The organism is Pelomonas sp. CA6, from assembly GCF_022549225.1.
Lineage (GTDB): Bacteria > Pseudomonadota > Gammaproteobacteria > Burkholderiales > Burkholderiaceae_C > Roseateles.
This window is the reverse complement of record NZ_JAKZFD010000019.1, coordinates 1-21,353: the sequence shown is the minus strand read 5'-3', so window position 1 is coordinate 21,353 and position 21,353 is coordinate 1. Positions and strand designations below refer to the sequence as shown.

At 68.6% G+C, this 21,353-nt stretch carries 19 protein-coding genes and 1 tRNA gene; 8 read left to right on the top strand and 12 right to left on the bottom strand.

Features of this window, described 5'->3' with window-relative positions:
- Positions 1-57: 57 nt before the first annotated feature.
- Positions 58-2,124, bottom strand: coding sequence for an EAL domain-containing protein (locus LZ017_RS21470; protein WP_241398976.1), 2,067 nt, complete (start codon positions 2,122-2,124; stop codon positions 58-60).
- A 43-nt stretch (positions 2,125-2,167) separates the two neighbouring features.
- The gene (locus tag LZ017_RS21465; protein WP_308194097.1) at positions 2,168-3,508 is read right to left on the bottom strand and encodes a DUF3391 domain-containing protein; all 1,341 of its coding nucleotides are present in this window, start codon (positions 3,506-3,508) and stop codon (positions 2,168-2,170) included.
- Between the two features lie 193 nt (positions 3,509-3,701).
- Between LZ017_RS21465 and pcaF the strand changes: the two genes are divergently transcribed.
- Together pcaF and LZ017_RS21455 are read left to right on the top strand one after the other, a co-directional pair.
- Positions 3,702-4,901, top strand: coding sequence for a 3-oxoadipyl-CoA thiolase (gene pcaF, locus LZ017_RS21460; RefSeq protein ID WP_241398975.1), 1,200 nt, complete (start codon positions 3,702-3,704; stop codon positions 4,899-4,901).
- 446 nt (positions 4,902-5,347) lie between these two features.
- A complete protein-coding gene (locus LZ017_RS21455) occupies positions 5,348-6,157 on the top strand; it encodes an IclR family transcriptional regulator C-terminal domain-containing protein (protein WP_241398974.1) in 810 nt (269 codons plus the stop codon).
- A 95-nt stretch (positions 6,158-6,252) separates the two neighbouring features.
- Here LZ017_RS21455 and LZ017_RS21450 read toward each other — a convergent pair whose 3' ends face one another.
- Both LZ017_RS21450 and LZ017_RS21445 read right to left on the bottom strand, forming a co-directional pair.
- Positions 6,253-7,779, bottom strand: a complete 1,527-nt coding sequence (locus LZ017_RS21450; RefSeq protein WP_241398973.1) for a 3-hydroxyacyl-CoA dehydrogenase — start codon at positions 7,777-7,779, stop codon at positions 6,253-6,255.
- A 24-nt stretch (positions 7,780-7,803) separates the two neighbouring features.
- Positions 7,804-8,595 (bottom strand): enoyl-CoA hydratase-related protein, encoded by a 792-nt coding sequence (locus tag LZ017_RS21445; protein WP_241398972.1) that lies wholly within the window; start codon positions 8,593-8,595, stop codon positions 7,804-7,806.
- 177 nt (positions 8,596-8,772) lie between these two features.
- Here LZ017_RS21445 and LZ017_RS21440 point away from each other — a divergent pair, with 177 nt between their 5' ends.
- A complete protein-coding gene (locus LZ017_RS21440) occupies positions 8,773-9,576 on the top strand; it encodes an alpha/beta fold hydrolase (protein WP_241398971.1) in 804 nt (267 codons plus the stop codon).
- Between the two features lie 126 nt (positions 9,577-9,702).
- Complete coding sequence (locus tag LZ017_RS21435; protein ID WP_241398970.1) at positions 9,703-11,724, top strand: M13 family metallopeptidase; 2,022 nt, start codon at positions 9,703-9,705, stop codon at positions 11,722-11,724.
- A gap of 189 nt (positions 11,725-11,913) precedes the next feature.
- Here LZ017_RS21435 and LZ017_RS21430 read toward each other — a convergent pair.
- The 5 genes from LZ017_RS21430 to LZ017_RS21410 all read right to left on the bottom strand — a co-directional run bounded on the left by LZ017_RS21430 (position 11,914) and on the right by LZ017_RS21410 (position 17,238).
- Positions 11,914-11,998 (bottom strand) — tRNA-Leu (locus LZ017_RS21430).
- Positions 11,999-12,070: 72 nt separating this feature from the next.
- A complete protein-coding gene (locus LZ017_RS21425; protein WP_241398969.1) occupies positions 12,071-13,504 on the bottom strand; it encodes an FAD-binding oxidoreductase in 1,434 nt (477 codons plus the stop codon).
- A 7-nt stretch (positions 13,505-13,511) separates the two neighbouring features.
- On the bottom strand, positions 13,512-14,555 hold the full coding sequence (locus tag LZ017_RS21420) for a 2-oxoadipate dioxygenase/decarboxylase family protein (RefSeq protein WP_241398968.1): 1,044 nt from the start codon (positions 14,553-14,555) through the stop codon (positions 13,512-13,514).
- A 52-nt stretch (positions 14,556-14,607) separates the two neighbouring features.
- Positions 14,608-16,119 (bottom strand): aldehyde dehydrogenase family protein, encoded by a 1,512-nt coding sequence (locus LZ017_RS21415; RefSeq protein WP_241398967.1) that lies wholly within the window; start codon positions 16,117-16,119, stop codon positions 14,608-14,610.
- Positions 16,120-16,143: 24 nt separating this feature from the next.
- Positions 16,144-17,238: a saccharopine dehydrogenase family protein gene (locus tag LZ017_RS21410; RefSeq protein ID WP_241398966.1), complete on the bottom strand. Its 1,095-nt coding sequence runs from the start codon at positions 17,236-17,238 to the stop codon at positions 16,144-16,146.
- 224 nt (positions 17,239-17,462) lie between these two features.
- On the opposite strand from LZ017_RS21410, the gene LZ017_RS21405 reads away from it, so the two are divergent.
- The 4 genes from LZ017_RS21405 (at position 17,463) to LZ017_RS21395 (ending at position 18,986) form a co-directional block, all read left to right on the top strand.
- Positions 17,463-17,903: an Lrp/AsnC family transcriptional regulator gene (locus tag LZ017_RS21405; RefSeq protein WP_241398965.1), complete on the top strand. Its 441-nt coding sequence runs from the start codon at positions 17,463-17,465 to the stop codon at positions 17,901-17,903.
- 72 nt (positions 17,904-17,975) lie between these two features.
- Complete coding sequence (locus tag LZ017_RS22195; protein WP_277604841.1) at positions 17,976-18,107, top strand: hypothetical protein; 132 nt, start codon at positions 17,976-17,978, stop codon at positions 18,105-18,107.
- Positions 18,108-18,125: 18 nt separating this feature from the next.
- Positions 18,126-18,305: a hypothetical protein gene (locus LZ017_RS21400; protein WP_241398964.1), complete on the top strand. Its 180-nt coding sequence runs from the start codon at positions 18,126-18,128 to the stop codon at positions 18,303-18,305.
- Positions 18,306-18,413: 108 nt separating this feature from the next.
- Positions 18,414-18,986 (top strand): NnrU family protein, encoded by a 573-nt coding sequence (locus LZ017_RS21395; RefSeq protein ID WP_241398963.1) that lies wholly within the window; start codon positions 18,414-18,416, stop codon positions 18,984-18,986.
- On the opposite strand, the gene LZ017_RS21390 is transcribed toward LZ017_RS21395, so the two are convergent.
- From LZ017_RS21390 to LZ017_RS21380, 3 genes are read right to left on the bottom strand one after another with little or no spacing between them, the layout of a single operon-like run.
- Positions 18,987-19,865 (bottom strand): hypothetical protein, encoded by an 879-nt coding sequence (locus LZ017_RS21390; protein WP_241398962.1) that lies wholly within the window; start codon positions 19,863-19,865, stop codon positions 18,987-18,989. It lies immediately after the preceding gene.
- Positions 19,866-19,875: 10 nt separating this feature from the next.
- Positions 19,876-20,748, bottom strand: coding sequence for an ABC transporter ATP-binding protein (locus LZ017_RS21385; RefSeq protein WP_241398961.1), 873 nt, complete (start codon positions 20,746-20,748; stop codon positions 19,876-19,878).
- Positions 20,745-21,098, bottom strand: a complete 354-nt coding sequence (locus LZ017_RS21380) for a GntR family transcriptional regulator (protein ID WP_241398960.1) — start codon at positions 21,096-21,098, stop codon at positions 20,745-20,747. Before LZ017_RS21380 ends, LZ017_RS21385 begins: the two co-directional genes overlap by 4 nt.
- Positions 21,099-21,353 lie beyond the last annotated feature (255 nt).

The window sequence follows — 21,353 nt, the reverse complement described above, 5'->3', positions numbered from 1 at the left end:
TGAAATGCCAAGCACTATAGAGTCTGCTCGCCTCAGGGCAATCCGGCAGGGGATTCTTCAGGCACCGCCGCGAAGCAGCCGCACCTGGGCCTTGTTCTGGCGCATCACGCGCTCCTCAAAGGCGCGCCCTTCCAATGCAGGGGCGAACAGATAGCCTTGGTACTCATGGCAGCCGCAGCGCTGCAGGAACTCGCGCTGCGCTTCGGACTCCACGCCCTCGGCAATCACCTTGAGGTTCAGCGCACGTCCCATCTGGATGATGGCGTTGACGATGCCCGCGTCGCTGGCATCGCCGGGCAGCCCACGGACAAAGCTCTTGTCGATCTTCAGGCGCTGAATCGGAAAGCGCTTCAGATAGCCCAGGCTGGAATAGCCGGTGCCGAAATCGTCGATGGACATGCAGACGCCCAGCTCGGCCAGACCCTGCAGCCGCAGCAAGGCCTCTTCGGCATCACGCAGCAGGATGGACTCGGTCAGCTCCAGCTCCAGCAATGACGGCGACAGGTCAGCCGCGCGCAAGGCCTGCGCCACGGTTTCCACGAACTGGGCCTGCTGGAACTGCAGCGCCGACACGTTGACCGCCACGGGAATGCGCAGCCCCTGGCGGCGCCACTGGGCGGCCTGTTGCACCGCCTGCTGCAGCACCCAGTTGCCGATCGCCACGATGAACCCGCTCTCCTCGGCGACCGGGATGAACTCCGATGGCGGCACCTCGCCACGCAAGGGGTCGCGCCAGCGGATCAGCGCCTCGGCACCGATCACCTCGCCGGTACCCAGCGCCACCTGGGGTTGGTAGTGAAGACGGAACTCGTGCTCCTGCAGCGCCTGGCGCATCGCATGGTCCAGGCGCATGCGCGACAGCAGGTCCACGTCCTTGCGTGGCTGGTGAAAGCGGAAGGCACTGCGGCCGCTTTCCTTCACCCAATGCATCGCGCGCTCGGCACTGGCGAGCAATTCCTCGGCGCTGTTGCCATCGCCGGGGAAGAGCGCGATGCCGATGCTGCAGGTGACCGTGAAGCTCAGCGTGTCAAAGCAGAACGGGCGAGACATCGCTTCTTGCACGCGACGTGCCGCATGCTCGGCGCCGCGCGCATCGGCTTGGTGGATCAGCAGCGCGAACTCGTCGCCGCCCAGCCTCGCCACGGTGTCCACCTCGCGCAGCGACTCCTTCAGGCGCAGCGCCACCTCCTTCAACACGCGGTCGCCGTAGGAATGCCCCAGCGTGTCGTTGATCTGCTTGAAGCGATCCAGGTCCACATTGAGCAGGCCGAATGGGCTGGTCTCGCGCCGCGCCATCGCCTGCGCGTAATCCAGCCGCTCCGCCAGCGCACGGCGGTTGGGCAGCCCGCTGAGCATGTCGGTGTGCGACAGCTCCTCGATGCGCTGGTTGGCGGCCAGCTTCTCGCTGAGATCGCGAAAGGAGAACACGCGCCCGATGGGCCGACCCCGACTCCATTGCGGCAGGGACACGCGCTCCAGCACACGGCCGTCGATCAGGCGGATGTTGTCACTGGTCTGCAGCAGCGGCGACTCCTGCACCGAGGCCAGCCGCATCGCATAGGCTGGCCCGTCGATCACGCTGCGCCGCATCCAGGCCTGCACCGCCTCGTCATTGCGCTCGTTCAGCAAGTCCTCGGGAATGCCCCAAAGTGCGGCGAAGCGCTGATTGAAGCTGCGCATGCGGCCGGCCAGGTCGGTCACCAGAATGCCATCGGCCGTCGACTCCAGCGTGGCGCGCAACTCGGCGAGCAGGGTCTCGCGCTCTTCGTCATGCTGGCGCTGCGCGGTCAGGTCCTGCATCGCGATCAGCCACAGCCCCTGGCCCTGCGCCTGCGGCACATGGGTGACGCGCCGCGCCACCCACATCATGCGGCCATCGGCATGGCGGATCATGGTGTCGGTGTGCAGCCCGTCGCGCCCTCCGGCGGCGGCGTCCATCCAGAACAGCGCATCCTCGGGCGTGGTCGCCAGCGAGTCGATGGCGCAGCCCAGCAACTGATCCGAAGGCAGGCCCAGCAACGCCTGCGACATCTTGTTGACCGCCACCACACAATGGGTGGCGGCATCGACCAGCCACACCGCTTCCTGAAGCCCATCGATCAGGGCCTGAAAGGGTGACGGCACGGAGGCCGCGAGCGCTGGTCGAGCGAGGTTCACCGGATCGACCTCATGCCGCCATCTCCCCGGGCGGGGCCACACTGGCGGATTCGAAGAAATAGGCGATCCGGCTGCGCGGGCTCAGGTAGTCCAGCGCCGCGCGCGGCAGCTGCTGCGGCTTGAGACTGCGCCGTATGCCCAAATCGGGCAGGTCTTCGAGGTTGACCACCAGGGCTTCTTCGCGCGGCACCTTGGGATCGTGCACCAGCACGCGGGGCTTCAGTGGCCGCGAGGAGTTCACGGCGACGACCAGCGCGTACCGGTCGTCCGTCAGCTGTACGGCGGAGCCCGGTGGATAGACCCCCATCATGCGGATGAAGGCATTGAGCATGGTCGCATCAAAGCGACTGCGCCCCTGCGCGAACAGCAACGACAGGGCCTCGTGAGGTGTCAGCGACTTGGAGGCCAGCAGCGGATTGCACAGCCCGTCGAAGCGGTTGACCAGCGCCACGATGCGCGCGCCCACGCTCATGCGGTCGGCATTGATGCGCTGCGGGAATCCGGTGCCATCGGCATGCTCGTGGTGCTGCGCGATGATCAGCAGCGGCGCTGCCGCCACGCCCATCTGCTGCGCCACCGCCACGCCCTTGGCCACATGCTGCTGGTAAGCCTGGTTCTCGGCCGACGTGAAGCCATCGTCGCGATGGCGGAAACGCGGCGCCAGTTCGGACTTGCCGATGTCATGCAGCAGCGCGCCCACGCCCAGGTCCAGCATCTCTTCGCGCCCCAGCCCGAAGGCCCGGCCCAATAGCATCGCGATGATGGCGACATTCAACGCATGGGCGGTACCCCGGTCTCCGGCTCCTTCATTGAGCAGCCGGATATTGAGATCGCCCTCGATCAGCATCTTGTCCAGCAGCGCGCGCGACAGTGCCACCGAACGGTCGCGTGCCGAAGTCGGCTCCTTGGGCACCAGGTCCATCAGCTCACGAAACGCCGTGGCGGCTTCGGCGTACTGACGCTCGCACTGCAGCAAGGCCTCGCGCTGGGCCGCCAGTTCCCGTTTGTGCCGTTCGCGCGCCAAGTCCTCCGCGCTCGCTGGCGCCGGCACCTGCTCCGCCTCGGCGAGCGCCGGCATGGGCACCGCATCGGTGGCCAGATCGCTCTTGCCCGGACTCCAGCGCACCTGCTTCAGACCGAGCCGGCGCAGGATCAGCAACTGCTCTTCGGAGCTGAGCTTGAAACTGCTGAGCGGGAACGGGTGCGACATCCAGCCGAGATCGAGGTGGATGAACATCCCCACCTTCAGCTGGCTTACGTCGATCAAAGGATCTGCTGATCTGTCCTTCATGTCATTCCACACCCATTCTTTGGGCCGCCCTCGCTTGCAGCATCGGCTGTCCTTCTTCACAACTTAAGTGAATTTCCGCCCGGCACGCAGGCCCGGCGAGGATCACCCACGGTGCACGTGGAACTTGTCACGCATTTTGCAAAGCGCACTATCATGCCCCGAAGTGAGGTTCTTGATAGGAACTTGAGTTCTTATTTCGAACTTTCTCAAGGCCCCATGGCTCAGTAGCTTGTATAGAACCCAGGAACCCAAGATGCATGCTTTTGTTTGTGATGCTCAACGCACCCCCTTCGGCCGCTATGGCGGCGCCCTGTCCGGCCTGCGTGCCGACGACCTGGGGGCGCTGCCCATCCAGGCCCTGATGGCCCGCCATCCCCAGCTCGACTGGGAGGCCTTGGACGACGTGTTCTACGGCTGCGCCAACCAGGCCGGCGAGGACAACCGCAACGTCGCCCGCATGTCCGCGTTACTGGCCGGACTGCCGACCTCCGTGCCGGGGCTGACACTGAACCGGCTGTGCGGCTCGGGTATGGATGCGGTCGGGTCGGCCGCCCGCGCAATCCGCGCCGGGGAAGCCGGGCTGATGCTTGCTGGCGGCGTGGAAAGCATGAGCCGCGCGCCCTTCGTGATGCCGAAGGCCGAAAGCGCCTTTTCGCGCAACAACGCGGTCTACGACACCACCATAGGCTGGCGCTTCATCAACCCGCTGATGAAGGCCCGCTACGGCGTCGACTCCATGCCCGAGACGGCGGAGAACGTGGCGCAGCAATTCGGCATTTCGCGCGAAGACCAGGACCGCATGGCCCTGGCCAGCCAGACCAAGGCTTTGGCAGCCCAGCGCACGGGCGGCTTCGACGCCGAGATCTGCCCCGTCAGCATTCCGCAGCGCAAGGGCGACCCGTTGGTCGTGCGCCAGGACGAGCACCCGCGCGAAACCAGCCTGGAGGCGCTGGCCAAACTGAAGGGCGTGGTGAAGCCGGACGGCAGCGTGACCGCCGGCAATGCCTCGGGCGTCAATGACGGCGCCTGCGCGCTGCTGCTGGCCAGCGAGGACGCAGCACGCCGCCATGGACTGACGCCGCGAGCCCGCATCGTCGGCATGGCCGTGGCCGGCGTCGAGCCGCGCATCATGGGCATAGGCCCGGCCCCCGCCACACAGAAGCTGCTGGCCCGGGCCGGCCTGAGCATCGATCAGATCGACCTCATCGAGTTGAACGAGGCCTTCGCGGCCCAGGGTCTGGCCGTGTTGCGCCAGCTGGGCGTGGCGGACGACGACCCGCGCGTCAACCCCATGGGTGGCGCGATCGCCCTGGGTCACCCCCTGGGCGCCAGCGGTGCCCGGCTGGTGGCGACCGCCACCCAGCAGCTGCAACGCAGCGGTGGCCGCTATGCGCTGTGCACCATGTGCATCGGCGTCGGCCAAGGCATTGCTGTTCTGCTGGAACGGGTTTGATAGCCCAGGTCATGACTGAATCTCAATCACGGTTGAAAAAACGTCATGACCAGGCGGATACCAGATAGACACCAGTCGCCCGACGCATGGGATACTTCCCGGGACAGGCGCGCATCTCGCACATATACAAACATAAGTGCGCGCTCCCTCCCCCTTTCGCTGTCTCTGGTTCGCCTATCGCCACCTTGCCGTCCATCCATTCCCGCTGATCCAGTCCTTTGACCGACTGATTCGACCGACACCTGCCCAAAAACCGGGCCGTGGGATGGACTGTACGCCGCATTCACCAAATTGGTGCATTGATGTGCGAATAACGCCCGAGCAGGCCTTTTCTCACTGGTCAATCTGGCGTATCTCCCTATAGTCGCTGGCATTCGCTGCTTGCGCCCAGCAGATTTGGGCGTTATCCGCACTTCATAGCCATGTCTGCTCGCGCACTAGATGAAATGGTCGCCGTCGCGACCCCCGAAGCCCCCGCCCCGGTTTCCGACCAGCCCAGCGGTCCGCTCAAGCGTGACCTGGTGGCCGGCCTGGAAAAAGGTCTGGCGGTGATCGAAGCCTTCGACCAGGAACGCCCCCGCCTGACCATCAGCGAGGTGGCCGCCCGCACGGGCCTGACCCGCGCGGCCGCGCGCCGCTACCTGCTGACGCTGACCCATCTGGGCTTTGTGTCTCAGGATCGCAAGATGTTCGCGCTGACACCCAAGGTGCTGCGCCTGGGCCAGAGCTATATGCACTCGGCCCGTCTGCCGCGCATCATCGAGCCCGAGCTGCACAAGCTGGCCTACGCAATGAAGGAAGCCGCCTCCGCCGGCGTGCTGGACGGCAATGACGTCATCTGCATCTCGGCGACCAGCGCCGGCCGCGTGGTGTCCCCCACCCTGCAGCCGGGCACCCGTGTGCCGGCCTATTGCACCGGCAACGGCCGCGTGATGCTGGCCGCTCTGCCGCAGTCCGAGGTCGACGCCTTCGTCGCCCGTCAGGAGCTGGTGGCGCTGACGCCGCACACCATCACCCATCCCGAGCGCCTGCGCATTGAGATCGCCCGCGCCCGTGCGCTGGGCTATGCATTGATCGACCAGGAGCTGGAGCAGGGCCTGCGCACCGTCGCTGTGCCGCTGAAGAACTACAAGGGCGACACGGTGGCCGGCATGGCCATCAGCGTGCACGCGTCGCGCATGAGCATGGAGCAGCTGGTGGAGCACTGCCTGCCCCCGCTGCTGCAAGCCCAGGCTCATCTGCGCATGCTGCTCTGAGGCGCGGCGCTTCACCGGCTCGCAAGGGCCGGTGTGCCTGACGAAAACCGCCCGGGTCGCCCCGCGGCGGTTTTTTCTTGCCCGCCCGGGTACGCTCAGGCGCCCCAGATCCGCTGGCGCAGCAGGGGGCTGACGCGATAGCGCTCGCTGCGATAGGCCTCGAACAACGCGTCCAGCAGTTCCACGACCGCCGGCGCGCCCAACTGGGCCAGCCAGTCGAAGGGGCCGGCCGGATAGTTGACGCCCAGCTTCATCGCCGTGTCGGCACCGGCCTCATCGCAGACGCCCTGCCAGACGGCGTCCGCGCCCTCGTTGACCAGCATGGCCAGCGTGCGCGCCACCGCCAGACCCGGAATGTCGCGCAGCACCAGGGCTTCCCAGCCCAGGCGGCGCAGCACGGCGCGGGCCTGCTCGCGCTGAGGCGCCGAGACGCGCGGCGCGAACGCGATCGCCAGCCCATCGGCGCGCTCCGGCGCCACCGGCCAGTCGATCACGGCCAGTGCCTCGTGCTTCCGCTCGTGCGCCAGCTGTGCGGCACTGCGCCCACGGCACAGGTGCAGCTGCAGCCCGTCCAGCTCCAGGCCGCACCAGTCGGCCTCGATGCGCCGCCGCGGTGCAAGCCCGCGCTGTTGCGCCCAGCCGGCCAGCAGCTCGACCAGCGGACCTTGGCCCACCAGCACCAGCCCCGGCAGCTCCTCCGTGCCCGGTTCGACCGGCGCAGCGGCGGCGGGCACACCGTCATAAAAGCCCTTGCCCACCTTGCGCCCCAGGCGGCCGCCATCGACCAGCGCCTTCTGCACCAGGGAGGGCTGGTAGCGCTTGTCGCCAAAGTTCGCCTCGAACACCGACTGCGTCACCAGATAGTTGGTGTCGTGGCCGATCAGGTCCATCAGCTCGCAAGGCCCCATGCGAAAGCCGGCAGCGCGCAGCGCACGGTCCAGCAGCGCGGGCGTCGCGGCCTGCTCCTGCAGCAACTGCAGGGTCTCGGCGTAGTACGGCCGAGCAATGCGGTTCACGATGAAGCCGGGCGTGGACTTGGCATGCACTGGGGTCTTGCCCCAGCGCCGCGCGATCTGTTCCACCGCGGCGGCGGCCGAGGCCAAAGTCTCGGCGCCCCACACCACCTCCACCAGCTTCATCAGCGGCACCGGGTTGAAGAAGTGCATGCCCACCAGCCGCTCCGGGCGCTGCATGCCGTTGGCCAGCGCGGTGATGCTGATGGACGAGGTGTTGGACGCGATCAGCGCCTCGGGCGGCAGCAGGCCATCCAGCTCGCGCAGCAACGCCTGCTTCGGCTCCAGCTTCTCGACGATCACCTCCACCACCAGCACGGCATCGGCCAGCTCGGAGACCGCGGCGGCGGGCCGCAGGCGCGCCAACACGGTCTCCCGCTGCGCGGCCTCCAGGCGGCCCTTGTCCACCAGCCCCTGCAGGGCCTTGCCGATCTGGCCGATCGCCGCCTCCGCGGCGCCCGGGCGCAGATCCAGCAGTTGGACCGGATGCCCGGCCTGCGCCGCGACCTGCGCGATGCCCGCGCCCATCACACCGGCACCAATCACCGCCACCGGCGCCTGCGCCGGCTCCCGCTGGGCGATGGCCCAGCCCTTGTTCTCTTCACTCATGACGACCTCTGCTAGGAGCGGGGTTCAGGACTGCCGCGGGACCCACGCCGCGGGACGCTTGCCGAGAAAGGCGGCAAAACCTTCGCGGGCCTCGTCGGTCTTGCGCACGCGGGCGATGGTCTGCGCGGTGAGCTCGCGCACCGGCTCGGTCACCGGCCCCACCTCCAGCTGCGCGAACAGCGCCTTGATCTCGCGCTGAGCCTGCGGACCATTGAGCAGCAGCTCATCCACCCAGCGGTCCACCGTCGCATCCAGCGCGTCGGGCGCCACCACCTCGTGCACCAGGCCCATCGCGCCAGCCTCGTCGGCGCCGATCCGGCTGGCGGTCAGCGCGAGCCGGCGTGCCTGGCGCGGCCCGACCGCGTTCACGACATAAGGGCCGATCACGGCCGGCAGGATGCCGAAGCGCGCCTCGCTGACCGCGAACTTCGCATCGGCACCCGCGATGGCCAGGTCGCAGGCCAGCGTGAGCCCCACGCCGCCGCCCAGCGCCAGCCCATGCACGCGCGCCAGCGTGGGCTTGGGGCAGCGTGCGATGCGGTCCAGCATCGCGGCAAAGCGGCGCGCGTCGTCCAGGTTCCATTCCAGCGTAGCCTCGGACGCGCGCTTCATCCACTGCAGGTCGGCGCCCGCGCTGAAGGCCTTGCCGGCCCCCTGCAGCAGCACCAGCCGCACCGCCGGATCGTCGCCCAGTTGGGCGAAGACCTGGTCGAGCTCCGCGATCATGGCCTCGTTGAAGGCGTTGAACACCTCCGGACGGTTCATCGTGACCGTGGCCACGCCTCGCCCGTCCAGCGACAGCTGCAATGTCTCCATCTGCATCTCCAGTGCTTGTCTTTGCCTGTGCAGCGTCGGTCCGGCATGGGCTGGCATGGCCCGGCCGTCCGGCGCGTCTTGGGGGAAGTATCGCAGCGGGGTGTCGCACAATCGCCGCATTCGCCGCCCCGCGCCCGACGATGGGCCACAGATGCGCACAAACGAAGGACCACCCCGATGATGGAAACCTGGATGCAGCCGATGCGCGACGCGGCCGGCCGCGAACTGCAGATCGAGAGCGCCTGGCTGAGCCCGCAGCGCCGCGAGCGGCCGCTGATCGTCTTCCTACACGAAGGACTGGGCTCCATCGCGATGTGGCGCAGCTTCCCGCAGCGCCTGTGCGACGCGCTGGACTGCCGCGGCCTGATGTTCTCGCGGCCGGGCTATGGGCGCAGCACGCCGCGCAGCGAGCCCTGGCCCCAGGACTATCTGCAGCGCCAGGCGCGCGAACTGTTGCCTCGCTACTTCGACGCGCTGGGCCTGCAGCAGGAGCGCTTCCTGCTCTTCGGCCACAGCGACGGCGCCAGCCTTGCGCTGTTGTATGCGGCAGCTTTCCCCGAGCACGTCCTGGGCGTGGTCGCCGCGGCGCCTCACCTCTTCGTCGAAGCGATCACGCTGCGGGGCCTGCGCGAGGCCAAGGCCGCCTATGAACAGGGCGATCTGCGCCAGCGCCTGGCGCGCTACCACCAGGACCTGGACTCCGCCTTCTACGGCTGGAACGACGCCTGGCTGCGCCCTGGCTTCGAGCACTGGAACATCGAGGCCGATCTGCGCGGATTGCGCTGCCCGGTGCTGGCGACGCAGGGCGAAGAGGACGAGTACGGCACGCTGGAGCAGATCCATGCGGTCGCCCGCCTGCATGCCGACACCCGCGTGCTGGCACTGGCGCGGTGCGGCCATGTGCCGCACCGCGACCAGCCCGATGCCGTGATCGCCGCCACCGCGCAGCTGTTGCAGGACAGCCTGGCCCGCCGCGCCTGATACTTCAGCGTTTTCCATCCGCAGCCGCCGCGCGACAGCCGGGCCCATGGCTTTCAGCCTGGGCGTGGCTTCTGGCATAGGCTGGTCATTCCGTCGGGCTCCGCCCGCACTCAGACACCCACCGCCATGAAAGCAGCTCTCCGACTCACCACCTTGGCCCTGCTGATGCAGCTGGGCACGGCCGCGCTGGCCGCTCCGCCGGTTTCCGGCCTGGATCTGAAGGGGTTCGACGCCCAGTCGCGCCCCCAGGACGACCTGTTCCGCGCCGCCAACGGCCACTGGCTGGACCGCACCGAGATCCCGGCCGACAAATCCTCCTACGGCACCTTCATCCAGCTGCGCGACCAATCCGATGCGCGCGTGCGCCGCATCATCGAGGAGCTGGCCGCGAAGAAGCCCAAAGCCGGCAGCGTCGAGCAAAAGATCGGCCAGTACTACGCCGCCTACATGGACACCGCCGCGATCGACAAGGCCGGCCTGAAGCCGGTGCAGCCCTGGCTGGACAGCATCTCGGCGATCCAGAACGGCGAGCAGCTGGCCGCCTGGCTGGGCCAGTCCCAGGGTCTGGTCAACACCCCGGTGCTGCTGACCATCGAGGCGGACTTCAAGAAACCCACCATCAACCGCCTGCTGACCTGGCAGGGCGGCCTCGGCCTGCCGGATCGCGACTACTACCTGAAGAAGGACGACGAGCGCATGGCCAAGGCCCGCGCCGCCTACGTCGGCTACCTGGAGCAGTTGGCCAAGGCGGCCGGCGAGGCCGATGCCGCGGCGGCCGCGCAGCGCGTGATGGCGCTGGAGCAGCGCATCGCCGAACTGCACTGGACGCAAGTGGACAACCGCGATCCGGTCAAGGTCTACAACCCCATGAGCCCGGCCGAGCTGGCCAAGGCCGCGCCCGGTTTTGACTGGGCCGGATTCCTGAAGGCCGCCCGGGTGGGCGACCAGGAGCTGCTGTCGGTGTCGCAGCCCAGCTTCACGATCGGCGTCGCCAAGCTCTTCGGAGAGGTCGGGCTGGCCGACTGGAAGCTGTACCTGCGCCTGCGCAGCCTGGACGCGATGGCCGGCGTGCTGCCCAAGTCGCTGCGCGACGCACATTTCGCTTTCCACGGCACCGCGCTGACCGGCGCCAAGAGCGAGCTGCCGCGCTGGCAAAAGGCCGTCACCGAGGTCAATGGCGCGTTGGGCGAAGCGGTGGGCCAGGTCTATGTGGCGCGCCATTTCCCGCCCGAGGCCAAGGCACGCATGGTCAAGCTGGTCGACAACCTGCTGGCCGCCTACAAGGAATCCATCGACGGCCTGAGCTGGATGACGCCCGCCACCAAGGCGCAGGCGCAGGACAAGCTGTCCAAGTACATGGTCAAGATCGGCTACCCCGAACACTGGCGCGACTATGCCCAGCTCGAGGTCCGCGCCGGGGACGCGCTGGGCAACAACCAGCGCGCCGCCCACTTTGAATGGGCGCGCCAGGCGGCCAAGGCCGGCAAGCCGGTGGATCGCCGCGAGTGGCTGATGACGCCACAGACCGTCAACGCCTACTACAACCCGCTGCAGAACGAGATCGTGTTCCCGGCCGCCATCCTGCAGCCGCCCTTCTTCGACATGAAGGCGGACGACGCAGTGAACTACGGGGCCATCGGCGCCGTGATCGGGCATGAAATCAGCCATGGCTTCGACGATTCGGGCGCCCAGTTCGACGGCGACGGCGCGCTGCGTAACTGGTGGACCGAGGACGACCGCAAGGCCTTCGAGGCGGTGGGCGCCAAGCTGGTGGCCCAGTACGAGGGCTACGAGCCGATTCCCGGCAAGCACCTCAACGGCAAGCTGACGCTGGGCGAAAACATCGCCGACCTCTCCGGCCTGCAGGTCGCCTACAAGGCCTATCTGCGCTCGCTGGGCGGCAAGCCCGCGCCGGTGATCGACGGGTACACCGGCCAGCAGCGCTTCTTCCTCGGCTGGTCCCAGGCCTGGCGCGAAAAGGCGCGCGAAGAGCGCCGCCTGCAGCTGCTCACCGTGGACCCACATTCCCCGCCGGAGTTCCGCGCCAACGGCGCCGCGGTCAACCACGACGGCTTCCACGAGGCCTTCTCCACCAAGCCGGGCGACAAGATGTTCAAGCCCAGCGCGGAGCGCATCCGCATCTGGTGATGCTCACGCAAGAACGGCCCCCGCGGGGGCCGTTCTTCTTGGTGTGAGGCACTTGGGCACTTGGGCACTTGGGCACTAGGTCGAGACGCACGCAAGGATCTCCGTGCTCGCCTCACCCCCACAGGCCCGAGGAGCGATCCGGACGCCCCAAAACGCAAAGGCCAGCACTTGCGTGCTGGCCTTTTTGTTTGGTGCCCAGGAGAGGACTCGAACCTCCACGGAGTTACCCGCTAGTACCTGAAACTAGTGCGTCTACCAATTCCGCCACCTGGGCTTTCAGGTCTTCGTTTCGCGAAGAATTGAGACTATAGCATGGTTTTCGAATCTGCCAAGCATTTTTTGAAAATCAATCGGTCATCGCTTCCAAACCCCATTCGGCCAGCCCCATTTGACGCTCGGGATCGAACAGCGACTGCAGCCGACCGGACCAGGCCAGCAATGCCGGATTGAGCCCCTGCCAATGCGCGCGGTAGGCCTGGGCCAGTTGCGGGCCGACGCCATGTTCGGCGCTGATGGAGCCCCCCAGCTCGGCCACCATCGCATAGACGGCCTGCCGCAGTGCCAGGTCTTGCCCCGGCGCGAGCGGGCCGGCCTCGCGCGGCCACAGCACGTTGAAATGCAGGCCGCCATCGCCCAGGTGGCCGAAGTCGGCCAGGCGCGCCTGCGGCCAGTGCGCCGCCAGCCAGGCCCGCCCCCGCTCGCGCAAGGCCATGAAGTGGCGACGCGGCAGCGAGAGGTCCAGTCCGATCACCGTGCCCTGCGCGCGCAGCCCTTCGCTGATGCGATGGCGCAGCGCCCAGACCGCCTCGTCGGCCTCCAGCACCGCATCGCTCAACAGGCCGCACGCCAGATCCTCTTCCAGCCCGACCTGCAGCAGCTGGGCCAGGTCCAGCTGCTGGCGCGGCAGCTCGCTGCCAAGCTCGATCAGCAGCGCGTATTCGGGCAGCCGGCCCCTGAACCAACGCGACAGATCCTGCCCGTGCAGGCCGGCCGCCAGAGCTTCGCGGCTGAGGCCCTCGAAGGCCGAAACCAGCGAGCCCCAGCGCGCCATGGCCGCCTGGTACAGCGGCAGCACGGCGGCCGTGTCGCGCGGCGCCAGCAGCGCCACCGCGCGCTGGCGCGGCAGCGGGCTGAGCTTGAGCGTGGCCTCGACGATCAGCCCCAGGCTGCCGGAAGCGCCGATGAAAAGCTGCTGCAGCGCCAGCGCCGAGTTGTCCTTCTGCAGCCCCTGGCCCAGGCGCAGCGGCCCATCATGGCCAAGCGTCTCGGCCGGCAGCACCACCAGCCCCAGCGTGTTGGCGCGCACGTCGCCATAGCGCAGCATGCGCGTGCCGCCGGTGTTGTGGGACAGCATGCCGCCCACGCTGGGATCGGCGCTGAGATCGATGGGAAACCACAGCCCCAGCGGCGCCAGCCGCTCGTTGATCTCGGACAGCCGCCAGCCCGCGGAGACCCGCAGCGTGCGGTCCAGCTCGTCCAGCTCGAACACCTCGCGCAGCCGCTCGGTGCTCAGCACCAGGTCGCGCCGCGCGTCCTGCGGCGTGGCGGCACGCACCAGTCCGGTATGCGCGCCCTGCGGCACGACGCGCAGTCCGTGCCGGCGAGCCAGCGCCAGCAGCGCCGCCGCCTGCGCCGCGTCGCCGGGCCGCGCCCACGCGGCGGCCTGACCCGCGCCATAGCGGGCGGGCTGCAGGTAGCGCGGCTCGATCTCGGCAGCGCCCGCGACATGCGCCTCGCCGCACAACGCGCGCGCCTGGGTCAGGAACTCCTGCACCGCCATCACGCGCTCAGCAGGCCGTGGCCGTTTCGGCGCTCGCCGCCGTCATGCGGAAGATGCCGGTGGCGTTGCCCGCGTCGAAGGCCAGATCCAGCGCCGCCCCGTCGGGCAGCGCCGCGCGTTGGATGAACTCGTGGAAGGAGCCCGGCACCTCCAGCGGCACGCGGCGCCCACCATCGACGAAATCACGCATCACGCGGGCGGCGACGAAGGCGGTCTGGCGCACCCGGCCGGTGGCTGACACCTCCACATGGGCCTTGATCGGCCGCCCCAGCGCACGCTGCGCCGCCACCACCGCCTCCAGGTCCTGGACGCGGTCGGTCGCATGGTTGAAGGCATTGCCCTCGGTCGCGATCCAGGCCATCTCGGCCGACTCGGCCAGCAGCAGGTGATAGTCGGACAGCGCGACCTCGCCATGCTGGCGGCCGAAGCAGGCCAGCAGGCGCGGCAGCAGCGCCGCCGCGTCGTCCAGCGGCAGCGCACGGTCGCGCGCCAGTCGCTCCAGCCGCGCGATGTCCTGCGGCCCCAGCGGGTCGCGTGAACTCGCCAGCACGCGCCCCACCGCGTCCTGGAAGGCCGGCGTGAAGCGCTCGGGATGCAGCTCGGAGACGAAGAACTGCGAAATCTGCTCCGGCAGATCCTGATGTCGCCAGGCGCGGCCGGTCATCTTCAGGCGCGGCAGCGGATAGGTAGCCGCCATCTCGTAGCCCAAGGGCCGCAACACGCGGGTGATCGCCGCCTCGCCCGGCGGCAGCGCGCCACTGGCCCAGGCCACGGTGCGCAGCGCGCCATGGTCCAGCACCAGGGGCTGGCCGGCGCGCTGCAGGTCCGCCACATAGGCCGCGGCCATGGGCACGCGCTCGCACACGTCCAGAAACAGCGCCATGTTCAGCGCCTGCGCAATCTCGGCGCGCCCCAGTCGGGCGGCTTCGTCCAGCGGCCCGAGCAGCGCGGGCGCGACCGCCAGCTGCGCAAAAGCCTGTTGTGCCCGGGACTCACCCAAGGCTGCGCCGAGCAAGCGGTACAGCCCGCTCGCCAGAGGATCTTGCTTCATGACAGGAAAGAGAAAGACGCGGCCCCGCGTCCCGCGCGGAGCCGCGACGGGGTCAGAGGTCGAACTTCACGCCCTGCGCCAGCGGCAGCTCGCGCGAGTAGTTCACCGTGTTGGTCGCGCGGCGCATGTAGGCCTTCCAGGCGTCGGAGCCGGATTCGCGGCCACCGCCGGTCTCCTTCTCGCCGCCGAAGGCGCCGCCAATCTCCGCGCCCGAGGTGCCGATGTTGACGTTGGCGATGCCGCAGTCCGAACCGGCCGCCGAGACAAAGAGCTCGGCCTCGCGGATGTCATTGGTGAAGATGGCCGACGACAGGCCTTGCGGCACGTCGTTCTGCATCGCGATCGCCTCGGACAGCTCACGGTACTTGAGCGTGTACAGGATGGGCGCGAAGGTTTCCTCGCGCACCACCGAAGTCTGCGCCGGCATGCGCACCAGCGCGGGCACCGCGTAATAGGCCTGCGGGTAGCGGTCGGCCAGCGCGCGCTCGCCGCCACTGATCTGGCCGCCCTGCTCGCGCGCCTTGGCCAGCGCGGTCTGCATCGCGTCAAAGGAACGGCCATCGATCAGCGGCCCGACCAGCGTGCCCTCTTCCAGCGGATGGCCGATGCGCAGCTGCGCGCGAGCCTTGTCCAGGCGGGCGACGAACTCGTCGTGGATGCTCTCGTGCACGATGAGGCGGCGCGTGGTCGTGCAGCGCTGGCCCGCGGTGCCATAGGCGCCGAACAGGATGCCGCGCAGCGCCAGGTCCAGGTCGGCGCTGGGCGTGACGATGATGGCGTTGTTGCCCCCCAGCTCCAGCAGCACGCGGCCGAAGCGCTGCGCGACGCGCGGCCCCACGGCACGGCCCATGCGGGTGGAGCCGGTCGCCGAGACCAGCGCCACGCGCGCGTCGTCCACCAGCGCCTCGCCCATCGCGGCATCGCCATTCAGCACCTGCGACAGGCCCTGCGGCGCCGCATGGCCGTCCGCGCGATAGCGCGCCAGCGCCTGCTCGAACAGGGCCTGAGTGGCCAGCGCGGTCAGCGGCGTCTTCTCGGACGGCTTCCACACCACCGGGTTGCCGCAGACCAGCGCCAGCGCGGCGTTCCAGGCCCACACCGCGACCGGGAAGTTGAAGGCCGAGATCACGCCCACCACGCCCAGCGGCAGCCACTGCTCCATCATGCGGTGGCCGGGGCGTTCGGACGCGATCGTCAGACCATGCAGCTGACGCGACAGGCCAACGGCAAAGTCGCAGATGTCGATCATCTCCTGGACCTCGCCCAGGCCCTCGCTGGCAACCTTGCCGGCCTCCAGCGAGACCAGCGCGGCCAGTTCGGTCTTCTTCGCGCGCAGCGTTTCGCCAAAGAGGCGCACCAGCTCGCCGCGCTTGGGCGCCGGCACCACGCGCCAGGCCTGGAAAGCCTCGTGGGCGCGGGCCACCGCGGCCTTCATGTCGTCGGCACTGGCAGTGGGCACCGCGCCCAGCACCGCGCCGTCAATGGGCGAGCGCACGGTCAGCGGGCCGCCGGTGACGGCGGACGGGGCAACGCCCAGGGCGTGCAGCAATTCGTTCGTGTTCATGCAGTCATTCTCCCGCCGCGCGCGTCAGCCGATGCTCTCGACCTGGCGCGACTGCTGATAGGCCTTGCCGAAGCGGTTGGCCAGGAAGTCGGGCAACGCCACCTGCTCCTGGCGGATGAAGCCCTGCTGCGGCAGCTTGCCCTCGCGGAACAGATCCACCGCGGCGCAGATGCCGGCTGCCGTCGTGATCTGGATCGCAGACAGCGGATGCTCGCCGTCGCGCTGCGCGAAGATCTTGCGCGCGAACACCTCCTGCAGCAGCTGCCCGTTCTTCATGCCCGACACGGTCACAAAGACCAGCACCACGTCCTGCATGGTGGCGGGCATGGAGCGGCGCATGATGTCCTTCAGTGTCTGCTGGTCGCGCTTGAGCTGCAGGTCGCCGAGCAGGAACATCATCAGGTCGCGGTGGCCGGGATAGCGCACCGTCTTGTAGTCCAGGTTGCGCACGCGGCCTTCCAGCGTTTCGCACAGCGTGCCCAGGCCGCCGGAGGTGTTGAAGGCCTCGTACTCCACGCCGTCCAGCGAGAAATGCTCCAGTCCCTCCAGCGGCAGCGCGTCGATGCGCTCGGCGTCGTGGATGGCCTCGCAGGGATGGCAGTACTCGTTGATCAGCCCGTCCACGCTCCAGGTCAGGTTGTATTTCAGCGCGTTGGTCGGGAAGGCCGGCAGCGCGCCGACGCGCATCTTCACGTCCTGCAGCGAATCGAAGGACTTGGACAGGTGGTGCGCCACGATGCCGATGAAGCCCGGCGCCAGGCCGCATTGCGGCATGAAGGCCGTCTTGGCGCCGGCGGCGATGCGCTTGATCTCCTTGGTCGCGGCCACGTCCTCGGTGAGGTCGAAGTAGTGGCAGCCGGCCTCCAGCGCCATGTGGGCCGCGGTGATGGCCAGGTGATAGGGCAGCGCGTTGACGACGACCTGCTTGCCGCGCAGCGCGGCGGCCAGCTGCGCCGGGTTCTCAGTGTCCACCGCCTGCGTGCCCAGGCCCTGGGCCGCCAGCAGCTTCAGCGCGGCCTCGTTCTTGTCCATCACGGTGACCTCGTAGTCGCCGCTGCCCTGCAGCAGTCGCGCGATCGTCTGGCCGATGTGTCCGGCGCCCAGCAGTGCCACTTTCATGGGAGGTCTCCTTGATGTCTGTCAGTTGTGTGGGATGGAGGGCAGTCTAGGAACAGGCACGGACGGAATAAAGCGCAATATCGTCAAAAACAATTGATATCCTGACGTTTCGTCATCACCTTCCGCCACAACGGCGAAACCTAGGGTTTGTCATGAGTGCTGTAAAAAAGGGCGCCCCACGTCCTGTCCCGGCCGCCCCCCCGCTGCCCGCCCCCAGCCCCGGGGTGCCCGCGCTGCGCGATCAGACCGACCGCGCGCTGGTCGCGCTGCTGCAGGCCAATGCGCGCGAAAGCACGGCCAATCTCGCACGCAAGTTGGGCATCGCGCGCACCACGGTGGTGGCCCGGCTGGCCCGTCTGGAGACCGAAGGGCTGATCGCCGGCTACACCGTGCGCCTGGGCGGCGAGGCGGTGGAGCGCGGCGTGCAGGCTTTCGTCGGCATCACCGTGCAGCCACGCGCCGGCCGCGAGGTCGTTCAGCGCCTGTCGCGCCTGCCCGAGCTGCGCCAGCTGGCCTCGGTCAGCGGCGAGTTCGACTACATGGCCACGCTGCAGGCCGACAGCACCGCCCGGCTGGATGCGCTGCTGGACGAGATCGGCGAGATCGAAGGCGTGATCAAGACCCACACCTCGGTGCTGCTGGCCCTGCGCGTGGATCGCATGTAAGGGTCTTCACGGAGCCTGTCTTCCTGGCACGAAGCTTGCGCGTTGAGGCGGAAGCCATGCGAGGAGCGCACCATGAAGACGCATTTCCCATCCCGGCAGGATTCCTCCCGCTACACCGGACTGAAGGTACTGGCCCTGGTCGCCACCGCCTGGGGTTTGGTGTATCCCGCCCTGCTGTGGGGGCTGGGCGTGGTGGTCAGCTGAGCGGTACGGAGGTTGCCCATGCAAGCCCGAGCCCATCTCCCCCATCCACGGCCCGCCCGGCTGCTGCGCGTGCTCAAACCCCTGCTGTGGCTGGCGCTGGTGCTGCTGGCCTTGTGGGGCAGTCTGCGCCTGCTGGAACTGGCCGAAGGCGACCTGCGCCTGGTCCAGGCCGCGCCCACCGCCCCCGCGCAGGCCTGACGGCCGCGGCGCCGCCAACGCTGCAGGGCCACGGCGCCGGGTGGACAGCGGGCCGCCGGCTGACGCATAGTCCGCCCCGCGGGCATGGGTGCCCGGGAGACGAGACGCATGCTGTGGCTGACGCTGGGACTGATTCTGTTTCTGGGGGTGCACGCCACCCGCATCGTCGCCGAGGATTGGCGCTCACGTCAGCTGGCCCGCCTGGGCGAGAAACGCTGGAAGGGCCTGTACAGCCTGGTCTCCGCGCTGGGACTGGGCCTGATGGTGTGGGGCTATGGCCAGGCCCGCCTGACGCCCCTGCCGCTGTGGGCCGTGCCCAAGGGCATGAACCATTTGGCTGGCCTGCTGATGCTGGGTTCGCTGGTGCTGCTGGCGGCGGCCTATGTGCCACGCAACCACCTGAAGTCCCGGCTGGCCCACCCCATGCTGCTGGCCGTCAAGGTCTGGGCGCTGGCCCATCTGCTGGCCAACAACACCGCGGCCGATCTGCTGCTCTTCGGCAGCTTTCTGCTCTGGGCCGTGCTCGATTTCCGCTCCGCACGCCGCCGTCCCGCGGCCACCGCGCCGGCCACGTCCACGCTTGCCGGCACCCTGGCCACCGGGGCGATCGGCGTCACCGCTTGGGCGGCCTTCGTGCTGGGCCTGCATCAGTGGCTGATCGGCGTGCGACCCTTCGGCTGATCAGCCTTGTCGGCGGCGCGCCACCAGCGCGGCGAACAACAGCGCCGCGAGCACCAGGCCGCCGATGAAGTTGAGCGACAGCGCATCGGCCAGGGCCCGCCCGGTGTCCTGCACCAGCCATTGCCCCATGGCCGACAGGCTTTCGCGCGGCCCACCGGCGCTGACCGTCATTTCGGAGCCCAGCAGCGCCTCGCGAGCCTTGGAGAACTGCGTGGCCAGCAGCTCGCCGACCCAGGTCCAGCCGTAGAACTTCCTCAGCAGCAGTGCCACCAGCGCGGTCCCGACGACGAGCGCGGGGGCACCCCAGCGCTTGAGCCAGGCCGAGGCCACCATGAAGGCCAGCAGGATAGGCGCCAGCCACAGCACCGCCAGCGCCACGCCCAGCAGCCCACGCAGCAGGCCCAGCGCTGCCAGCGGCAGCACCATGCCGCCCCAGGACACGTGGGCCAGCGCGGCAATGCCAAAGGCCTTGGCCGTCACCAGTGGCGCCAACACCATCCCGCAGAGCGCGCCGATCAACAGCGCGCCCATGGGTACCAGCAGCAGATGCATGCTCAGCTGCGCGCCCAGGCTCTGCACATGGCTGGCCGGCAGCGAGAGCCAGAACTCGATCGAGCGGTCCTGCTGATCGCGCCGGGCCAGGCCGGGCAGCTGCAGCGCGGCGATGCTCCAGCTGATCATCAGCACCAGATAGGCGGTGATCGTCAGGCTCATCAGCGCCAGCTCGGTCGGGTCCAGGGGCTCGTCGAGTTGCACCGTCCCGAAGGGCAGCAACAGCATCAGCAACGCCAGCGCCGGCGGCACCAGCGCCACCAGCAGCCAGCCGCGGCCATGCTGCAGCCATTCGCGCAGCATCAGGGTTTGGAAGGTCTTGCTCATCGTCGTCTCCTCAGGCCTGGCCGGCTTGGATTTCGGGCTTGCGCGTCAGCGCCATGAACAGGTCCACCAGGCTGGGCCGCACGCGCTGGCCCAGCGCCGCCACGGTGGGTGGCGGCGCGCCATCGAACAGCGCGGTGGGCCGCCCTTGCAGCCGGTAGCGCAGCAGCGGATGCGCCGAGGCCACCGCGTCCGCCGCCTCCGGGTCGTGCGACAGCGCGACGAAGCGTGAGTCCATCTCCTCCAGGCTGATGTTCAGCACCAGCCGGCCCTCGTCCAGCATGATCACGTCGGACAGCAGCGACTCCACCTCCTCGACCTGGTGGGTGGAGATCAGCACGCTGCGCTCGCCGTCGCACCACTCGTCGACCAGCATCTCGTAAAAGCTCTTGCGCGACATCACGTCCAGGCCCAACGTCGGTTCGTCCAGGATCATCAGCCGCGCATCGATCGCCGCCACCAGCGCCAGGTGCAGCTGGGTGACCATGCCCTTGGACAGGCTCTTGACCTTGTCGTCCCAGCCCACCGAGGTGCGCTTGAGCAGCTGGCGCGCGCGCTCCGGCGAGAAGCGCGGCTGCAGCCCCGTCATCAGCCGCACCAGCTCATGCACCCGGGCCCAGCGCGGCAGCACCGCGACGTCCGGGATGTAGCAGAGGTCGGCCAGCAGCTGCTCGCGCTGCCGGAATGGATCCCGGCCCAGCACCTGCAGGCTGCCCTCGGGCTTCTTCAGCCCCACCAGGGCCTTCATCAGCGAGGTCTTGCCCGCGCCGTTGTGCCCCAGCAGGCCGACCACGCGGCCCGCCGGGATCTGGAAGCTCACATCCTGCAGCGCCGCCTTGCGGCCGTAGCTGAGGCTCAGGTTCTTGGCGTCAATCAGCGCGCTCATTGCAATTCCTCCCAGTTCAGGTCCTTGGCCGACAGTCCCAGCCGGCGCAGCTTCTGGCGCAGCCGCGGCCATTCCTGGCGCAGGAACTGCTCGCGCTCGCTCTGCAGCAGGCGCTCGCGGGCGCCCAGCATCACGTAAATACCCTGGCCGCGCCGCGCCTCCACCAGGCCGGCGTCGGAAAGCGCCTGCAGCGCCCGGCTGACGGTCAGCGGGTTGATCAGATAGCGGCTGGCCAGCGTGCGCACCGAGGGCATGGCCTGCCCCTCGGGCGGATCGCCGTCCAGCAACTGCGCCGCCAACCGGTCGGCCAGTTGCTGATAGATGGGAGAGTGATCGCTCCAGCTGTGCATGGTGGGACCCTGCTGTGTTGGTGATGTAGCACACCATAACAAGCACCCTGGCGCGGCCCCAGTCGGCTGCGACGGACTGCATGGGAGGGGGGATGAATTGCACAGCTGGGCGCCCGTGGCCACCTCCACTGTCGGTTTTCACTCAAGACTGAACTTTTTGCACTCAAGGCTGAACTCTGACGAGGCAGCAGCCCGAATGAATGAGATGGCCAGCCTTCTGAGGGCCGCGGTAGCGTTGGTGCCGTTTGCTGAGAC

What these genes read in the sequence shown, in the direction of transcription:
- LZ017_RS21440 (WP_241398971.1), top strand. Translation starts at nt 8,773, where the DNA reads ATGATGGAAACCTGGATGCAGCCGATGCGCGACGCGGCCGGCCGCGAA.
- LZ017_RS21380 (WP_241398960.1), bottom strand. Translation starts at nt 21,098, where the DNA reads ATGCACAGCTGGAGCGATCACTCTCCCATCTATCAGCAACTGGCCGAC.
- LZ017_RS21410 (WP_241398966.1), bottom strand. Translation starts at nt 17,238, where the DNA reads ATGAAAGTGGCACTGCTGGGCGCCGGACACATCGGCCAGACGATCGCG.
- LZ017_RS22195 (WP_277604841.1), top strand. Translation starts at nt 17,976, where the DNA reads ATGAAGACGCATTTCCCATCCCGGCAGGATTCCTCCCGCTACACCGGA.
- LZ017_RS21435 (WP_241398970.1), top strand. Translation starts at nt 9,703, where the DNA reads ATGAAAGCAGCTCTCCGACTCACCACCTTGGCCCTGCTGATGCAGCTG.
- pcaF (WP_241398975.1), top strand. Translation starts at nt 3,702, where the DNA reads ATGCATGCTTTTGTTTGTGATGCTCAACGCACCCCCTTCGGCCGCTAT.
- LZ017_RS21445 (WP_241398972.1), bottom strand. Translation starts at nt 8,595, where the DNA reads ATGGAGACATTGCAGCTGTCGCTGGACGGGCGAGGCGTGGCCACGGTC.
- LZ017_RS21385 (WP_241398961.1), bottom strand. Translation starts at nt 20,748, where the DNA reads ATGAGCGCGCTGATTGACGCCAAGAACCTGAGCCTCAGCTACGGCCGC.
- LZ017_RS21450 (WP_241398973.1), bottom strand. Translation starts at nt 7,779, where the DNA reads ATGAGTGAAGAGAACAAGGGCTGGGCCATCGCCCAGCGGGAGCCGGCG.
- LZ017_RS21395 (WP_241398963.1), top strand. Translation starts at nt 18,414, where the DNA reads ATGCTGTGGCTGACGCTGGGACTGATTCTGTTTCTGGGGGTGCACGCC.
- LZ017_RS21390 (WP_241398962.1), bottom strand. Translation starts at nt 19,865, where the DNA reads ATGAGCAAGACCTTCCAAACCCTGATGCTGCGCGAATGGCTGCAGCAT.
- LZ017_RS21415 (WP_241398967.1), bottom strand. Translation starts at nt 16,119, where the DNA reads ATGAACACGAACGAATTGCTGCACGCCCTGGGCGTTGCCCCGTCCGCC.
- LZ017_RS21400 (WP_241398964.1), top strand. Translation starts at nt 18,126, where the DNA reads ATGCAAGCCCGAGCCCATCTCCCCCATCCACGGCCCGCCCGGCTGCTG.
- LZ017_RS21425 (WP_241398969.1), bottom strand. Translation starts at nt 13,504, where the DNA reads ATGGCGGTGCAGGAGTTCCTGACCCAGGCGCGCGCGTTGTGCGGCGAG.
- LZ017_RS21420 (WP_241398968.1), bottom strand. Translation starts at nt 14,555, where the DNA reads ATGAAGCAAGATCCTCTGGCGAGCGGGCTGTACCGCTTGCTCGGCGCA.
- LZ017_RS21455 (WP_241398974.1), top strand. Translation starts at nt 5,348, where the DNA reads ATGGTCGCCGTCGCGACCCCCGAAGCCCCCGCCCCGGTTTCCGACCAG.